Below are 16,961 nucleotides of genomic sequence, written 5' to 3' on the forward strand. Positions count from 1 at the left end.
GTGGACGCCGCAGCCCGACGGGCTGCCCAGCGACTTCGGCGTGCCGGCAGCGTCACCGTGGTCGGGCACATCAACCCCGACGGGGATGCGCTCGGGTCGGTGCTGGCACTGACCGAGGGGCTCCGCACCATCGGTGTGCCGGCTGTCGCCACCTGGGGCGCACGTCACGAGGGGCAGGAACCCGCACCGCTGAGTGACGCCCTCGCGGCCGTGCTGCCGACCGACGGCCTGGTCGCCGCGGGGATGATCACGGAGCCGCCCGAGGTGCTCGTCTCCTGCGACACGGCAGCCGCCAGCCGGTTGGGGACGTTGTCCCACCTGGCCGCTCAGGCAACCGACGTCGTCGTCATCGACCACCACGCGGTCGGCGAACCCTTCGGTGACATCCGCGTGGTCGACGAACATGCATCGTGTACCGGGGTGCTGGTGCTCGAGGTCCTCAGGCACCTCGATGTCCCCCTCACCCCACCACTCGCGAACGCGATCTACCTGGCACTGCTGACCGACACCGGTCGGTTCGGCTTCTCCTCGACCGGCCCCGCCGACCACCGGGTTGCCGCCGGACTGCTCGAGGCCGGCGCGGACCACGCCGCCGTGGGCGAGGCGGTGTACGCCTCCGCCTCCCGGGGGTACCTGACCCTCGTGTCCCGGGTCACCCGGCGGGCCACGGTCACCGACACGATGGTGTCCAGCTACGTGACCCTGGACGACCTGGCGCAGACCAGGACGTCTTCCGATGAGCCCGACGGCCTGATCGACCTGCTCCGCAGCGTCGGCGACATCGACGTCACGTGTTTCCTGCGCGAGACACAGCCCCTGGTGTGGCGCAGCTCCCTCCGCTCACGTGGAGGGACCGACGTCGCCCAGATCGCCCGCGCCATGGGTGGGGGCGGCCACCGCCGTGCGGCTGGCTTCACCGGCCGGGGCACGGCCTCCGAGGTGGTGGCGGCCGTCCGGTCGCTGCTCCCCGAGGAGCAACTGGAGGTGGCCGGATGATGAGCGCCGACCGGACGGCCACTCGGGCTGACGTCGACCACGCGCCTGTCGGAGCGGATGTCGAGGGGGTCGTCGTCATCGACAAGGAGGTCGGGATGACCTCACACGATGTCGTGGCCGCGATCAGACGGATCGTCGGGTCGAAGCCCGGCCGCCGGGGGCGTCGGAAGGGCCCGAAGGTCGGACACGCCGGCACCCTGGACCCGGACGCGACCGGCGTGCTCGTCGTCTGCATCGGCAGAGCGACCCGACTGGTTCCCTACCTGCAGGCCTCGCAGAAGACCTATGACGCGAGGATGCGGCTGGGCCGGACCACGACCACGCTCGACAACGAGGGCGAGGAGACCAGCCGCACCGACGCCTCTGCGGTCACCGAGGCCGAGCTCTGTGAGGTGCTGAAGTCCTTCGTCGGTGACATCGAGCAGATCCCGCCGATGGTGTCCGCCGTCCGGGTCGACGGGGAGCGGCTCCACGTGAAGGCACGTCGGGGTGAGGAGGTCGAGCGCGAGCCCCGACCGGTCACCATCCACGACATCGTCCTGGCCGACTTCGCACCGGGGCCGGAGGCAACCGCGTCGTTCCTCGTGACCTGCTCGGCCGGGACCTATGTCCGCACGCTTGCCGCGGACGTCGGAGAGGCCCTCGAGGTCGGAGCGCACCTGACGGGTCTGCGGCGACTGGGTTCGGGTCGGTTCTCCGTGGAGGAAGGACGGTCGCTGGAGGTCCTGCAGGCGCTGGCCGACGAGGAACGATTCGCCGAGGCTGTCATGTCGCCGGCGGAGGCGATGGCCGACTACCCCTCAAGGCTGGTGTCGGACGAGGATGCCGCCCTGGTCCGCAACGGTCGGCGGCTGCCCTCCAGCGGCACCCCCGGAACGGTGTCGGTGCTGACCCGTGGTGGCGAGCTCATCGCGGTGATGACCGATGACGGGAGACAGGCGAAGCCCGACGTGGTGTTCAACTGATGAGGGTTCGGAGCAGAACCGGTGGCTGAGATCGCGGTCGGGCTGGATGCGGTGAAGCCGGCCGAGTCCGTGGTCGTCATCGGCTTCTTCGACGGGGTGCACCGCGGGCACCAGTCGCTCATCACCCGGGCCGTGCGGGCGGCTGACCAGCAGGGCATCCGCTGCGTTGTGGTGACCTTCGATCGCCACCCCCTCGAGGTGGTCAACCCGGGCGCCCGGCCGCCTCTGTTGATGACGTTGGATCAGCGGTTGCGAGCTCTGGCGGCTCTCGAGGTGGACCTGGTCGTCGCCCTGCCGTTCGACGACGAGCTCCGGCACCGGGAGCCGGGGGACTTCATCACCCACGTGCTCGGCGGGCCCCTGCAGGCCCGACATGTGGTCGTCGGCGCGAACTTCCGCTTCGGCCATCGGGCGGCCGGTGACGTGACGACGCTGGCCGACATCGGACCGCTCCTGGACTTCACCTCCGAGGGGGTCACGCTGCTCGAGCTCGACGACACCATCGTCTCCTCGACCCAGATCCGCGCGGCCCTCGAGCGGGGTGACGTCGAGCAGGCCGCTCGCTGGCTCGGCCGCCCGTACGTGATGGAGGGCATCATTGCGCGGGGCGATCAGCGCGGCCGGCTCCTCGGCTTCCCGACCGCGAACCTGCACGTCGATGAGCGGGCGGCGGTGCCGGCGGACGGGGTGTACGCCGGACGGTTCCGGCTGCCGGAGTCGGGGCCGGACCATCGGACCTGGCATCCGTGTGCGATCTCGGTGGGGACGAACCCGACCTTCGCGGGGATCACCGCGGTGCGGATCGAGGCCAACTTGCTGGACTGGTCAGGGGAGTTGTACGGCGTGGACGCGGCCCTCGCCTTCACCCACCGGCTGCGGGGCCAGGTGAAGTTCGACGCCGTGGACGACCTCGTCGCACAGATGACGCTGGACGTGGCGCGGGCTCGGGAGCTGCTGGCCTGAGTTCTTGGTGGGGAACCTGGCCTCGTCGTGGGGAACCTGGCCTCGTCGCGGGGAACCTGGTCTCGTCGTGGGGAACCTGGTCTCGTGGTGGGGAACCTGGTCTCGTGGTGGGGAACCTAACCTCGTGGCGGGGAACCTGGCCTCGTGGTGGGGAACCTGGCCTCGTGGTGGGGAACCTGGCCTCGTCGTGGGGAACCTGGCCTCGTCGTGGGGAACCTGGCCTCGTGGTGGGGAACCTGACCCGGTCTGAGATCAGCCGGGAACGTTCGCGGTCACGACCGTGACCGGGATGACCCCCGCCCCGAGCGGCGCGATCGCGTTGAACACGGCGGCGGAGAGGTCGAAGCGCCGACCGGTCCACTCAGCCGGGCCCCAGTCGGTCACCGTCGCCTCAACCGTTGCGCCGGAGGGGCCGGTGATCCGCACGATGGTCCCGCACCGCAGCTCCCGAGCTGCGATCGTCGGGCCGTTCTGGTCGTACACCCCTCCACAGGCCGTGGTGTTGCCGTGGAAGCCCGGCCCGTACCAACTCGCCTGCCCGGTCAGCTGGGTTCCCAGCGGCAGGGCCGGGAGAAATCGGGGATTGGTCCGCAGTCGTCCCTCGGTGTGGGGTGGCAGCACGTAGGCCGGGGAGACCGCGGAGGTGGTCTGCACCGACGAGGCGGCGGGTGCCTCGACGACCGCTTGCGCACCCGAGGTGTCATCCGACGAGGTAGCGCCGGCCCCCTCGGAGATCGTGTCCCCCTGGTCCGGGGTCCCGGACTGATTGGACACGCTGTCGGCGGAGGCAACTGTGGCCTGTGCCGCGGCATCGGGCTCCTCGGTCGGCGGGAGACCCTGGCGGATCTCGATCACCCCATCGAGCGGGGCCGGCTGGCCGTAGGCGGGGGACTGGCCCGTGATCGGCGACTCCGGATCGAAGGGGATGACCCTGACCTCGAAGCCGGCCTCGGCGGCCGCACGGGCAGCGCGCTGCGCTGACATGCCGACCAGGTCCGGGATCACCAACTCCTGCACGGCAGCGGCTGGACCTGTCGGGTACCGGTCGAGCGCGGCGCCACGTGCCGCTGCGCCCGCATCGACCGAACCGGTGACCTGTTGGGCCATCGGCTCGCCCACGCCACCGGTGTCGGCGCTGCACGCGGTCAGCGCGAGGCTGACCACGAGAAGTGATCCGAGGGCGGCGTGACGGGCGGAATGCATGGCGGTACCTGGAGTATCGGCAGCCCGGCCGCCAACCTTCGCAGAATCTCCCGATCCATCACCCGCGGGCTGTTAGTGGTTGGTTAGAGGCGCCCTGTACGGTCCGATCTCAGCAGGAAGCAGTCATTTCCACGAGAGATTGAGGAGCAGTCATGGTGCGCGTACGCGTTTTGCTCGTGAGCTGTCTGATTGCTGTGCTGGCTTTGCCGGGCACCACAGCAGTCGGGCAGGAGGACTCGCCGTTCGGAGAGGACACGGCCGCCGTCGGCTTGGGCGAGTCCGCGACTCCCAACATCGATGTCGCCGTCGAGTTGTCCCGAGCGACCTTCGCCGAGGGCTCGGTCGACACCGTTCTGATCGGCCGCTCGGATGTCTTCGCAGACTCGCTGTCGTCCGGCCTGGCACAGAGCGACGGGCCGCTGCTGCTGGTTCCCACTGACGGGCCCATCCCCGCCGAGGTGCGCGACGAGATCGAACGGCTCGGGGCTTCGGCGGCGGTGATCTTCGGTGGTGAGGTGGCGGTGTCCGAGGCGGTGGCCGACGAGCTCTCCGATCTCGGCCTCACCGTCAGCCGCGTCTCCGGTGTGTCGCGGACAGAGACTGCGGTGTCCACGGCCTCGACCCTCCAGCCCGACGCCACCACCGCGGTACTTGCGCGGTCGGGTGGTGTGGAGGGCAACCCGACGTCGGCGTTCGCCGACACCCTGGGTGCTGGTGCCCTGGCTGCGATTCGGGGCTGGCCGGTCCTGCTCACCCAGACCGAGGTGCTGACCGGGTCCACTCGTGACTACCTCACGTCCTCGGGAATCACCGAGGTCGTGATCGTGGGTGGGACGGCGGCGGTATCGGCCGAGGTCGAGCAGCAGGTCGCCGACCTGAGCATCGCGGTCCGGAGACTTGAGGGTCCGGACCGCGCTGCGACAGCGATCGCGATCGCAGCAGAGCTCGGCTTCGACACCGCTGCCGCCACCGACGAGGTGATCGTGGTGGATGGGTTCTCCGACGACGCGTGGGCGGCGGGATTTGCCGCGGCTGCCCGCGCCTTCGTCCTGGGCACCCCGATCGTGCTGGGCAACATCGACTCGCTCCCGCCGGCCACCGAGGGGTACCTGGAGGAGGGGCCGGAGGCCATCACCTGCGCGGTTGCCGCGGTCGTGTGTGACGCCGCCCGCGTGGAGCTCGGCTTCGCACCTGCCGTGGCACTCCCGACGCCGGCGGGGACCTTCACCTTCGCCGTCAGCGACGGCGACTCGTCTCTTGTCTGGGGTGCCGCCTTCGACGGTTCGGACTCCGGGCTGCGGGCGACCTGCCGACCCGACGGCTGCCCCCTCCTCGACTGGACCGGCGACAGCACCCGGTTGTACGGCCTCCTGCCGACCGGCGAGCGCACCGTGCGATACGCCTTCGACGTGCAGGCCGACGGCACCCTCGGCGCCGATCCCGGCGACGACAGCGACGCGGGGGGACGGGAGACCTTCCTCGACGCCTTCGGCGGTGACGGCGCCCAGTCGGCGGTCTTCATCCCGTCCCTCGGGGCCGGCGGTGTGTTCCGAACCGCCGGCGGGGTCAGGAGCGGCTTCGGCTCCGGCTTCCGGGGCGCGAGCCCGGTGTCGTTCCAGGCCTACGAGCCGCACGCGGCGAACGCGAACGTCAACGAGGGCCTCCTCGCCGAGACCTCCGACGGCGGTCTCCGCGTCGACGCCCGACAGGCCGGCGCCTTCGACGCCCAGATCCAGCGCCGCAGTGGCGCGGCCATCATCGGGGCCGCCCTCAACCCGAACGGCGATGGCGCGATCGCCCTGACTGACGAGATCGCTAACACCGGCGTCCTGCGCATCGCAACCTACCCCGAGGGCGACACCGTCGAGGTGGAAGGGCTCGACGTGAACTCTCCGCCGTACTGGCTGCCCGACGGCGAGACCGTGGTCGTGCTGGCCGACGTCGCTGACGCGGTCGCGCTCGTGGCTGTCGACGCCGGGTCCGGCGAATTAGAGGTGCTCGTGGACGACGCCGGCGACGCTGCCGCAGGGCAGCGCATCGAGTCCGACGGCTCCGGTACCCTGATCGGCTGGCGGGTCGGTGACGAGGCCATCAGGGTCCTCAACACCGGGGACGGCACGGTCGCCGAACTGACCCCGCCGGAGGGGTACGCAGTCACCGGCGGCCCCGCCGTGCGACAGTAGCCGACACCCACCAGCGCTCATCCCCCGTCCCCCGGCCGGTTGTCATCGGTCGGGGGGCGCGGCATACTCCGAGGTCGGTCGCAGGTCGCGGCCGAATGACATCGTGCCCATGCGGGTGAGCCCAGGAGGACCAGGACGGATGCCGCTCCGGCGCCGACCAGGTACCCCGGTCGCAGGATGTGCGACCCGCCCGATGGGAGACGACCAGACGAGGAGCACGCAGATACATGGCCAAGGCGCCGATTCCGAACAAAGAAGCCATTCTCGCCGAGTACGCCACACATGAGGGCGACACCGGCTCACCCGAGGTCCAGGTCGCGCTGCTCACCGCACGCATCAACCACCTCACCGAACACCTGAAGACCCACGCCAAGGATCACCACTCCCGTCGCGGATTGCTGATGCTGGTCGGTCAACGCCGCAACCTGCTGGGATACCTCCAGCGCAAGGACATCGAGCGCTACCGTGACCTGATCGGTCGCCTGGGCCTTCGCCGCTAGACCATCCCCGACGCCGGACCTCCCCGAGGTTCGGCGTTCGTTCTTTGAAACAACTGCATACACCTAGCTAGAAACAACAGCGATCGGGCGCACGTCCGGTTGTCAGTGGTGACGAGCCAACGTCGGCCAGCCCAGTCTGGAGGCGGTGGAGCGTGGTCACTGGGAACCGGGACCCACGGGGTTCACTCAAGCACCTGCGCATCGATCGCGTCCCACAACCACCGCACAACCGTGCGGATGAAAGGAACGCGAGCTCATGACCAAGCTCGGAACATTCGAGGCGTCCGCCAAGATCGGCGGCGTCGACATCACCATGGAGTCCGGCAAGTTGGCCGGGCAGGCAGGCGGCTCCGTCGTCTGTCACCTGGGGGAGACCATCCTGTTGGTCACCTCCACCGCGAGCGGCCGGCCGAAGGACCATCTGGACTTCTTCCCGCTGACCGTCGACTTCGAGGAGAAGATGTACGCCGCCGGGCGCATCCCCGGGTCGTTCTTCAAGCGTGAGGGTCGCCCCTCGGAGAACGCCATCCTCACCTGTCGTCTGGTCGACCGACCACTGCGACCGACCTTCGCCGACGGCCTGCGCAACGAGGTGCAGGTCCTCATCACCACCCTGTCCGCCGACCAGTCCAACCCGCCGGACGTCCTCGCCATCAACGGTGCCTCGGCGGCCACCGTCCTGGCCGGCATCCCCTTCGACGGCCCCGTCGCCGGTGTCCGCATGGGGATGGACATCAAGGGCAACTGGACGGTGTTCCCGACCTTCGAGTGGATGGAGTCCGAGGGCGTCTTCGACCTCGTCGTCGCCGGCCGCCTGAACCCGACCTCCGGCGAGGTCGACATCCTCATGGTCGAGGCTGAGGCCACTGAGAACGCCGTCACCAAGATCGAGATGGGTGCCGTCAAGCCGACCGAGGAGGTCCTCGGGGCCGCGCTGGAGGAGGCGAAGGGCTACCTGAAGCAGCTCTGCGACCTGCAGAACGAGTTGGCCGACAAGGCGGGCGACCGCGCGGTTCGCGAGTACCCGACCTTCGCGCCCTACGACAGCCGGGTCTACGACGCCGTGGAGAAGTCCGCGGCCAAGGACATGGGCAAGGTCCTGGTCGACGATCGTCTGGACAAGGCCGGCCGCAGCGATGCCATGAGCGAGATCCGTGACGCGGCCATCGACTACGTCTTCGCCAACGCCGGCGACGTCGACGTCAGTGACGAGGAGCTCGAGAAGCAGTCCAAGAACGCCTTCCGCTCGCTCGAGAAGAGCCTGATCCGTCGGCGGGTCGTCAATGACAACGTCCGCATCGATGGCCGTGGGCCCCGTGACATCCGGGCGCTGTCCGCCGAGGTCGGGGTGCTGCCCCGCGCCCACGGCTCCGGGATCTTCACCCGTGGTGAGACCCAGGTCCTGAACGTCCTGACGCTCGGGATGCTCCGCGACGCCCAGCGGCTGGACACCATCGACCCGAGTACCGAGAAGCGGTACATCCACCACTACAACTTCCCGCCGTTCAGCGTCGGCGAGACCGGCTTCATGCGCGGCCCCAAGCGCCGCGAGATCGGCCACGGCGCCCTGGCCGAGCGGGCGCTGCTGCCCGTCGTCCCGGGTGCCGACGAGTTCGCCTACGCCCTCCGGCTGGTCAGTGAGGTCGTCTCCTCCAACGGCTCGACGTCGATGGCCTCGGTCTGCGCCTCCACCCTGTCCCTGATGGACGCCGGTGTGCCGATCGCCGCCCCCGTGGCCGGCATCGCGATGGGCCTCATCTCCGAGGACGGCAAGTACACCACCCTGACCGACATCCAGGGAGCCGAGGACGCCTTCGGCGACATGGACTTCAAGGTCGCCGGAACCGGCGAGTTCGTGACCGCCCTGCAGCTCGACACCAAGCTGTCCGGCATCCCGGCCCAAGTCCTCGCTGACGCGCTGACGCAGGCCAAGGACGCCCGCTTGGAGATCCTGGACGTCATCACCGCCTGCATCGCAGAGCCGCGTGCCGAGATGAACGAGCACGCGCCGCGGGCCCACGTCGAGTACATCCCCGGCGACAAGATCGGCGAGGTGATCGGCCCGAAGGGGAAGATCATCCGCGAGATCACCGAGGAGACTGGTGCCCAGATCGACGTGGAGGACGAGGCCGGTCGCGGAGTCGTCCGGATCTACGCCATGACCGGGGCGGCAGCCGACATGGCACTCCAGCGCGTCCGGCAGATCGCCAACCCGGTCGTGCCACAAGAGGGCGAGCGGTACTACGGCACGGTCGTCAAGACCGTCGACTTCGGTGCCTTCGTCTCCTTGAGCCCGGGCTCGGACGGCCTGCTCCACATCTCCAAGCTGGGGGGCAACAAGCGGCTGGCGCACGCGGACGAGGCCGTGTCCGTGGGCGAGAAGCTGTGGGTCGAGGTCAACGAGGTGAAGAACGGCAACAAGTTCTCCCTCGTGCTGATCGATCCCCCGGCCGACGAGGACCGTGGTGGTGCGGCCGCCGACGACACCGACGACGAGCCGGAGGTCGAGGTCGAGGTCGAAGTCGAGGAGACCCCTGCTGAGCCGGCACCAACGCCGGCGTCGAGCCCCGAAGCCTCCGAGGGCGGATCCGGCGCTCGTCGATCCCGCTCCCGTGAGGGTCGCGGCGGCCGCAGCCGCTCGCGTTCCCGCGGAGGCGACTCCGACGGTGGCGAGGGGCGTACTCGCCGTCGCCGTCGCGGCTAGCGAACATCAGTCACGACCAGGCGGTGGGGCATCGATGCCTCACCGCCTGGACTGTTCTCAGACCGCCGAGCCGCGGGTGAGGGTGTGAACGAACGATGTCGATTGAACCGTCTCCGTCCAGGAGCCCCGTGAGCACGTCTCTCGAGTCCAGCGCGATGCCGCTACCCGACGGCATCCGTCTGACCACGCTGCCAAACGGCATCCGCGTGGCCAGCGAGCACCTTCCGGGGGTTCGGAGCGTCAGCGTCGGATTCTGGATCGGGGTCGGGTCGCGGGACGAGGTATCGCCACTGGAGGGCGCCACCCACTTCCTCGAGCACCTGCTGTTCAAGGGCACCCGGTCACGGACGCCGCTGGAGATCGCCCAGGTCCTCGACCAGGTCGGCGGCGACATGAACGCCTTCACCTCCAAGGAGTACACCGCCTACTACGCCCGCTGTCTTGACCGAGATCTGCCAGCAGCTGTGGACGTCCTGGGTGACATGTTGACCGCCTCGCTGGTGCTGCCGGAGGAGGTGGAGAACGAGCGAGACGTGGTCCTCGAGGAGATCCGCATGCACCTGGACGACCCCAGTGACCTGGTGCACTCCGAGTTCGCGCACGCCGTCTTCGGCGATCACCCCTTGGGGCGCGAGGTGCTGGGGACCAACGAGTCCATGACCGCGATGACCCGCGATCAGGTGGCTGGTTGGTGGCAATCCCGCTACACCACCGACGTGATCACGGTCGCCTGCGCCGGCAACGTCGATCACGACGAGTTGGTCGCGTTGGTCACCGAGGCGATGGGTGCCTACGAGCCTGGAAGCCAGGCGGAGGGTGTGGCAGGGGAGGAGATCACCCGACCGGCGTCTGCGCTGCGCGTGCGGCCGCGGCCGACCGAGCAGGCCCACCTGGTCCTGGGTGGGATGGGACTGCCTCGTGGCCATCGGCTGCGGTGGGCCCAGACCGTGCTGAACCAGGCGCTCGGCGGTGGCATGGCCAGTCGGCTCTTCCAGGAAGTCCGCGAGAAGCGCGGCATGGCGTACAGCGTGTACTCCTACCCGGCCACCTACGCCGACGTCGGGACGTTCGGCGTGTACGTGGGCACCGCACCGAAGCGTGCCGGAGAGGTGGTCGACGTCGTCCGTGAGGAGTTGTCTGCGGTGGTCCGCGACAACCTGAGCGAGGACGAGCGTCGGCGGTCCAAGGGCTACCTGACGGGGGCGACCATCATGGCCCTGGAGGACACCTCGAGCCGCATGACCCGCATCGGACGGGCGCTGACGACGGGGACGCCGTTGCTGAGCCTTGACGAGATCATGGAGGCGATCGACACCGTCTCGGCGGACGACGTCGCCGAGGTGGCAGAGATCCTGCTCGGTGGCCCGAAGGCGTTGGCCGTGGTCGGCCCGCTCGAGGCGGGCGACCTCTCCGACGTGGTGTGACTCCGGCACCCTCGCTGGCCCCAACCGCAACACGTATTCCGCTCCCGACGGAGAACCTTCGGGCGTGACGCTGCGGTCGTCCGGGGACGGCAGGTGAAGAGGGGCTCGGCGAACCCGTAGGGTGTTGCCCATGTTGCGCGTCGCCGTTCTCGGAGCCCTCGGCCGGATGGGGCAGACGACCTGTGCCGCCATCGACGGTGATCCGGACGTCGAGCTGGTCGCCGCACTCGACGCTGACGACAGCCGGGAGAAGCTGCTGGATGCCGGCGCCGACGTCTGCGTCGACTTCACCCACCCGGACAGCGTGAAGGCCAACGTGCTGTGGTTGCTCCGAGCGGGTGTGCACGCCGTGGTCGGGACGACCGGGCTGACCGACGAGGACCTGGCGGAGATCGACCAGGCCACGGGGCCTGCCAACGCCCTGGTGGCCCCCAACTTCGCAGTCGGTGCGGTCCTCTTGATGCGCTTCGCCGAGGAGGCGGCCGTGCACCTGCCGAACGTCGAGATCATCGAGCTGCACCACGACCGGAAGGCCGACGCGCCATCCGGCACGGCGCTGCGGACCGCCAAGCTGATTGCAGAGGCGCAGCGGTCAGCTCCCCCGGGGACGGCTGCGGCGGGCGGGACGCCAGCGCCCGTCGGTCCGGACGACAACCCGGCACGGGGGCTCCTGGAGAAAAAGATCCCCGTGCACTCGGTCCGGCTCCCCGGGCTGGTCGCCCACCAGCAGGTCATGTTCGGCGGGACGGGCGAGACCCTGACGCTGACGCACGACTCCCTGGATCGGTCCTCGTTCATGCCGGGCGTTCTTCTTGCGGTCAAGGCGGTTGGGACCCGTCCCGGCCTGACGGTTGGTCTCGAGCACATCCTGTTCGACTAGACCGGCGATCCTGATCGTCCTCCGCCTTCCACGCCCTGGATGAGCCGTTCTGCCTCCAGCCGATCTCGCCAGCGCCGAGTTCGGAGGCAATCCGGCTCCGGGCACCTCGCCGACATCCTCGCCGTCGATACCATCCGGCCCCATGCACCCCGAGCACTCCCTGACCCCTGAGGAGCAGGCGTTGCTGGCGCCCCACGTGTCCAACCTGGACGGGAACGTGTTCGCGCTGGCCAACCTGCCGGAGGTGGTCAAGGGCGCGATGTACGCCCGGTACTCCCGCTCGCCGAAGTCGCTTCGCCGCCTGCTGCTGGACGAGTTCGCCGACACCCTGGGAGGGGGCGCCACCGACGCCGACGGGTCGTTGACCGTGGCGGACGAGGGCTCGAAGGCCGCCGCCCTGTACGACCGGGTTTTCCTGCAGTACGGGGACGACTCGGTGGCCCAGCTGGGCGGCGCGCACCTCGCCGTCGAGCAGGCCTCCAACCTGCTGACCAAGCAACTCGAGTGGGGGCGACTGGCGGCCTACCTGGAGCAGTCCACGCGCTACATCCCGTACGACGACAAGCCGGGCGGGCGCTACCGCTACCACCGACCAGCCGAGGTCATGGCCGGGCCCCACGCCGACCGCTACATCGCCGACCTCGATCGGATGTTCGGCGCCTACGCCGAGCTGATCGAGCCCATGCAGGCCTGGGCCCGGGCGACTTATCCCCAAGACGCTCGGACCTCCGACGTCGCCTACCGCAACACCATCCGAGCCAAGGCCCTGGACTCGATCCGTGGTCTCCTGCCTGCGGCGACGACATCCAACGTCGGCATCTTCGCCTCGGGGCAGGCGTACGAGAACATGCTGCTGCGCATGGCCGGTCACGAGCTGGCCGAGGTTCGGGATGCGGCGCAGGCGATGTTGACCGAGCTCCGCACGGTCATCCCGAGCTTCCTCAAGCGGGTCGACCTGCCGGACCGCGGGGTGGCATGGACGCAGTACCTGCGCGCTGCGCGGCACAGCGCTGCTGAGGCTGCGTCGGCTCTGGATCTCCACCCGCCTCATGGGCGACCGGACGAGCAGGGGGCTGACGAGGAGGTCACACTGACCGCCTTCGGCCCGCCGGACGCCATGATCGACCTCGTCACCGGCATCCTCGCACCACACACCGCCGCGCCGGAGGCCCAGGTCCGCACGGCCGTCGACGACATGACCGCCGAGCAGCAGCAGCAGATCCTCTCCGAGTACGTGGGGAAGCGGACCAACCGTCGCCACCGGCCCGGCAGGGCCTTCGAGCGGCCCTGGTACCGCTTCGAGATCCTGTCGGACTACGGCGGCTTCCGGGACCTGCAGCGACACCGGATGCTCACGATCGAGTGGCAGTTGCTCACGCCCGCGCACGGATATGAGATGCCGCCGGAGGTGGCCGACGCCGGACTCACGACGCAGTACGACGCGATCATGAGACGCCAAGCCGAACTCCACGAGGTGCTGGCGGAGGCCCACGGCCCCCACGTCGCCCAGTACGCCGTCGGGTTCGGCTGGCGGATGCGCTACACGATGCAACTGAACGCCCGAGCGGCGATGCAGATGCTCGAGTTGCGCACCACGCCGCAGGGCCATCCTGCGTATCGGCGGGTGTGCCAGCGCATGCACCAGTTGATCCGGGCGGTCCACCCCGAGATCGCGGCTGCGATGTCCTACGTCGACCACTCGACGGGGGAGCTGGAGCGGCTGGCCGCCGAGCAAGCACTGGACGCCAAACGCGCCGCGCAGTGAGGCTGGTACCAGCCCTCCCCGCCGAGCGCGCAGCCCTCCCCGCTGTCATGAGCGGTCAGGCCTCCGCAGGCGTGAGTCGCACCACACCCACCGCCTCGTCCGAGACGGCCGCAGCCGACGCCCGGCCGCGTGCCGTGGTGTCGAAGCGAGTTGGCACGAACGGCCCGCAGTACCGCCACGTCCCAGACGACCCCGCCCGGACCCACACCGGGATCGGCGCGGCCGCCTCCACGATCTCCCGCGCCTCCCGTGCCGGTCGCTCACCCGAACCGACGACCATCACCTGCGGCGCTCGTGGATTGCGCGCCAGCGTCAGTGCCAGACCGACGATCGGTCCACCGCCAGCTGCACGCAACACCGCAGCACGCCGAGTCCGTGAGCCGGCGATCGCCAACACCTCCTCCCGCGTGCACTCGGTTCCGATCGGGGGCTGGTCTGTCTGGAGATCTGTGGTCATGCCAGCACGGTGCCAAGACTTCCGCCCCCCGCGAGAGGTATCTTGCTCACCCTGTGGACAACGCCGACACGCCATCAGCTGAGTCGCCTCAGGAGCCCGAGTACCAGACGGGCTTCGGCAACGAGTTCTCCTCAGAGGCCGTCCCCGGTGCGCTCCCGCGAGGGCAGAACAACCCGCAGAAGCCCCCGCTCGGCCTGTACACCGAGCAGCTGTCCGGCACCGCCTTCACCGTCCCGAACGACCGCAACCGACGCACGTGGATGTACCGGATCCGGCCTTCCGTCCGCCACGCATGGCGGTTCGAGCCGGCGGACCAGGACCAGATCCGCAGCGCACCCTGCCGCGAGCAGGACCCGCCCATCGGGCAGCTCCGGTGGAACCCGCCCCCGTTCCCCGATCACCCCACGACCTTCCTCACCGGGCTCCACACCATCGCCACGAACGGTGACGCCCACACCCAGACCGGGATGGCCGCACACATCTACATGGCGACGCGGTCGATGACGGACTCCTACGTCTACAACGCCGACGGTGAGCTGCTGATCGTGCCCCAGGATGGTGGCCTGCGGGTTCGCACCGAGTGTGGCGTGCTTCACGCCCGGCCCGGCGAGATCCTCCTGGTTCCCCGGGGGATGGTCTTCGCCGTCGACCTGCTGGAGGAGACCGCGCGCGGCTACGTCTGTGAGAACTACGGGCGCCTGCTGGAGCTCCCCGAGCGCGGCCCGATCGGCGCCAACGGTCTGGCCAACCCGCGAGACTTCCGCTCGCCGGTCGCTGCCTTTGAGGACCACGACCGGTCGGGGCAGCTGTTCGTCAAGTTCGACGGAAAGCTGTTCGTGGTCGAGACCGACCACTCGCCACTCGACGTCGTGGCGTGGCATGGCAACCACGTCCCCTGGGTCTACGATCTGCGGCTGTTCACCACGATGGGGTCGATCAGCTTCGACCACCCCGACCCGTCGATCTTCACCGTCCTGACCTCCCCCTCACCGGATGAGGGCATCGCCAACATCGACGTCGTCATCTTCGGGGACCGCTGGCTGGTCGGCGAGCACACCTTCCGTCCGCCCTGGTACCACAAGAACATCATGAGCGAGTTCATGGGCATCCTGTACGGGGTGTACGACGCCAAGGAGGAGGGCTTCGAGCCCGGCGGCATGAGCTTGCACAACAGCTACTTCCCCCACGGCCCGGACCACGACGCGTGGATCAAGGCCACGACCTCCGACCTCGAGCCGCAGAAGCTGGCGGACACGATGTCGTTCATGTTCGAGACCCGCTACCCGCTGATCCCGACCGCCTACGCCGGCTCGATCCCGGCGCTGCAGGACGACTACCCGAGCGTCTGGCACTCCCTCGAGCGCCACTTCGACCGGCGCACGCCCTGAACCGCACGCCCTGACCGGTCAAACGTCAAACCGAGAGGCACCTGTCAGACTGTCGCTCACCATGAGTCGCCCGACCGCTGACCCGATCCTGTCCGCCATCCTGACCGCCGCGACCGAGGCAACCGGAGCCACGTCTGGCCTGCTGCTCTCGACCGAGGACCGCCTGATGCGCGTCGTGGCCACGGCTGGCGCCGTCCCAGCCGACATCCTGGGCGAGCCCATCTCCGCGGGGGAGGGGGTGGCCGGGTACGTCGCCGCGTCGGGCCAGTCGCTGGTCCTGTCCGCCGACTCCGCCGATCCACGTCTGGGTGAGGGCACCGCCTCGCTGATCGGACACAATCCCACGTCGGTCTTGGCCGTGGCCATCCAGGGCACCGCCCGAACGCTCGGCGTGATCGAGCTGCTCGACGCCCGCAGTGGCGCCTTCAGCGTCGACGACACCGAGCGGGCCACCAGCCACGCCGCGATCGCTGCCGCTGCGCTCACCGACGAGCGACTGGGCGGCACCCGAGACGTGCCCGAGCCGGCCGAGCTCGCCGCGGAACTCCGTCGTCTCGCCTCCACCGACCCGGCCCGCTACGCCACGGTCGCCGCCATCCTGGAGGCCCTGGTCAGGTGAGCGGACCCGAGACGATCCCCGCCTGGGCCAAGGAGTCTCGCGCCGTGGCGCTGGCGTCGGTGCCGAAGCTGGGAGACCTGACGCCGGAGTGGGCCTGGGGCGGCGCCACGGGCGAGGGGGTCCGGGTGGCTGTCGTCGACTCCGGCATCGACGCCGATCATCCTGACCTCGGTGAGTGCATCGACGTCGAACGCGGCGTCGCCCTGCGCCTCGACCAGGACGGTGACGTCACCCTCAGCCACGGCCCGCACCGCGACGACTTCGGTCACGGCACGGCCTGCGCGGGGATCATCCACTCCTTGGCTCCGGCTGCGCGAATCACCAGCGTGAAGGTGCTCGGCTCGGGTCTGTCGGGGAAGGCGGCGGTATTCCTGCGTGGCCTGGCCTGGTGCGTCGAGCAGGGGTTCGACATCATCAACCTCTCCCTCGGCACAACTCGGGAGGACTGGGCCCTTCCCTTCTACGAGGTGTGCGACCGCGCGTACTTCTCGGGCTCGCTCATCGTGACGGCGGCCAGCAACGTGAACCGTCCGTCGTGGCCCTCCCTCATCGCCAGCGTCACCAGCGTGGCCTCGAACCTGTCCGACAACCCCGAGCGCTTCCACTACAACCCCGAGCCGCCCACGGAGTTCCTGGCCCACGGCGTCAACGTGGACGTCGCGTGGCGGGGCGGCGAGCGGATAAGCGGGACCGGCAACTCCTACGCCGCGCCCCACATCGCCGGCATCGCTGCGCGGATCAAGTCCAAGCACACCGACCTCCGGCCGTTCCAACTCAAGACGGTCCTGTGGGCCACCGCAGCCAACGTCCAGCAGGCGCCGACGCGGGCGGGCTCGATCAACTACCGCGACACCCAGACGATCCGGACGACCGGCGTGTTCAACCTGGCCGACCTCGGCGCGTAGCATCCACGC

The 16,961-nt window shown here is 69.5% G+C and carries 14 protein-coding genes; 12 read left to right on the top strand and 2 right to left on the bottom strand.

Going from position 1 to position 16,961, the window contains the following annotated elements:
• The 3 genes from C1746_RS16620 to C1746_RS16630 are packed head-to-tail and all read left to right on the top strand — an operon-like array spanning nucleotide 1 to nucleotide 2,924.
• Nucleotides 1-996 (top strand): DHH family phosphoesterase, encoded by a 996-nt coding sequence (locus tag C1746_RS16620; RefSeq protein ID WP_162867869.1) that lies wholly within the window; start codon nucleotides 1-3, stop codon nucleotides 994-996.
• Nucleotides 993-1,961 (top strand): tRNA pseudouridine(55) synthase TruB, encoded by a 969-nt coding sequence (gene truB / locus C1746_RS16625; RefSeq protein ID WP_205711946.1) that lies wholly within the window; start codon nucleotides 993-995, stop codon nucleotides 1,959-1,961. Before C1746_RS16620 ends, truB begins: the two co-directional genes overlap by 4 nt.
• 21 nt (nucleotides 1,962-1,982) lie before the next feature.
• The gene (locus C1746_RS16630; RefSeq protein ID WP_116715893.1) at nucleotides 1,983-2,924 is read left to right on the top strand and encodes a bifunctional riboflavin kinase/FAD synthetase; all 942 of its coding nucleotides are present in this window, start codon (nucleotides 1,983-1,985) and stop codon (nucleotides 2,922-2,924) included.
• A 252-nt stretch (nucleotides 2,925-3,176) separates the two neighbouring features.
• Here C1746_RS16630 and C1746_RS16635 read toward each other — a convergent pair whose 3' ends face one another.
• On the bottom strand, nucleotides 3,177-4,127 hold the full coding sequence (locus C1746_RS16635; protein ID WP_116715894.1) for a septal ring lytic transglycosylase RlpA family protein: 951 nt from the start codon (nucleotides 4,125-4,127) through the stop codon (nucleotides 3,177-3,179).
• 152 nt (nucleotides 4,128-4,279) lie between these two features.
• On the opposite strand from C1746_RS16635, the gene C1746_RS16640 reads away from it, so the two are divergent.
• From C1746_RS16640 to C1746_RS16665, 6 genes are all read left to right on the top strand, one after another.
• Nucleotides 4,280-6,310: a cell wall-binding repeat-containing protein gene (locus C1746_RS16640; protein ID WP_116715895.1), complete on the top strand. Its 2,031-nt coding sequence runs from the start codon at nucleotides 4,280-4,282 to the stop codon at nucleotides 6,308-6,310.
• A gap of 227 nt (nucleotides 6,311-6,537) precedes the next feature.
• Entirely contained in the window at nucleotides 6,538-6,810 is a 273-nt protein-coding gene (gene rpsO, locus C1746_RS16645; RefSeq protein ID WP_116715896.1) for a 30S ribosomal protein S15, read from the top strand.
• Between the two features lie 256 nt (nucleotides 6,811-7,066).
• Complete coding sequence (locus tag C1746_RS16650) at nucleotides 7,067-9,514, top strand: polyribonucleotide nucleotidyltransferase (RefSeq protein ID WP_116715897.1); 2,448 nt, start codon at nucleotides 7,067-7,069, stop codon at nucleotides 9,512-9,514.
• A 128-nt stretch (nucleotides 9,515-9,642) separates the two neighbouring features.
• On the top strand, nucleotides 9,643-10,938 hold the full coding sequence (locus tag C1746_RS16655; RefSeq protein WP_205711947.1) for a M16 family metallopeptidase: 1,296 nt from the start codon (nucleotides 9,643-9,645) through the stop codon (nucleotides 10,936-10,938).
• Between the two features lie 130 nt (nucleotides 10,939-11,068).
• Nucleotides 11,069-11,818 (top strand): 4-hydroxy-tetrahydrodipicolinate reductase, encoded by a 750-nt coding sequence (gene dapB / locus C1746_RS16660; RefSeq protein WP_116715899.1) that lies wholly within the window; start codon nucleotides 11,069-11,071, stop codon nucleotides 11,816-11,818.
• A 142-nt stretch (nucleotides 11,819-11,960) separates the two neighbouring features.
• On the top strand, nucleotides 11,961-13,583 hold the full coding sequence (locus C1746_RS16665; RefSeq protein ID WP_116715900.1) for an FAD-dependent thymidylate synthase: 1,623 nt from the start codon (nucleotides 11,961-11,963) through the stop codon (nucleotides 13,581-13,583).
• Nucleotides 13,584-13,638: 55 nt separating this feature from the next.
• On the opposite strand, the gene C1746_RS16670 is transcribed toward C1746_RS16665, so the two are convergent.
• Entirely contained in the window at nucleotides 13,639-14,040 is a 402-nt protein-coding gene (locus C1746_RS16670; RefSeq protein WP_116715901.1) for a hypothetical protein, read from the bottom strand.
• Nucleotides 14,041-14,093: 53 nt separating this feature from the next.
• Here C1746_RS16670 and hmgA point away from each other — a divergent pair, with 53 nt between their 5' ends.
• From hmgA to C1746_RS16685, 3 genes are all read left to right on the top strand, one after another.
• The gene (gene hmgA / locus C1746_RS16675) at nucleotides 14,094-15,428 is read left to right on the top strand and encodes a homogentisate 1,2-dioxygenase (RefSeq protein ID WP_116715902.1); all 1,335 of its coding nucleotides are present in this window, start codon (nucleotides 14,094-14,096) and stop codon (nucleotides 15,426-15,428) included.
• A gap of 61 nt (nucleotides 15,429-15,489) precedes the next feature.
• Nucleotides 15,490-16,047 carry a GAF domain-containing protein gene (locus tag C1746_RS16680; RefSeq protein ID WP_116715903.1) on the top strand — a complete coding sequence of 186 codons (558 nt, stop codon included), beginning with the start codon at nucleotides 15,490-15,492 and terminating at the stop codon, nucleotides 16,045-16,047.
• Nucleotides 16,044-16,952, top strand: a complete 909-nt coding sequence (locus C1746_RS16685; protein ID WP_116715904.1) for a S8 family serine peptidase — start codon at nucleotides 16,044-16,046, stop codon at nucleotides 16,950-16,952. The genes C1746_RS16680 and C1746_RS16685 overlap by 4 nt, the downstream gene beginning before the upstream one ends.
• Nucleotides 16,953-16,961 lie beyond the last annotated feature (9 nt).

The organism is Euzebya tangerina, from assembly GCF_003074135.1.
GTDB classification, from domain to species: domain Bacteria; phylum Actinomycetota; class Nitriliruptoria; order Euzebyales; family Euzebyaceae; genus Euzebya; species Euzebya tangerina.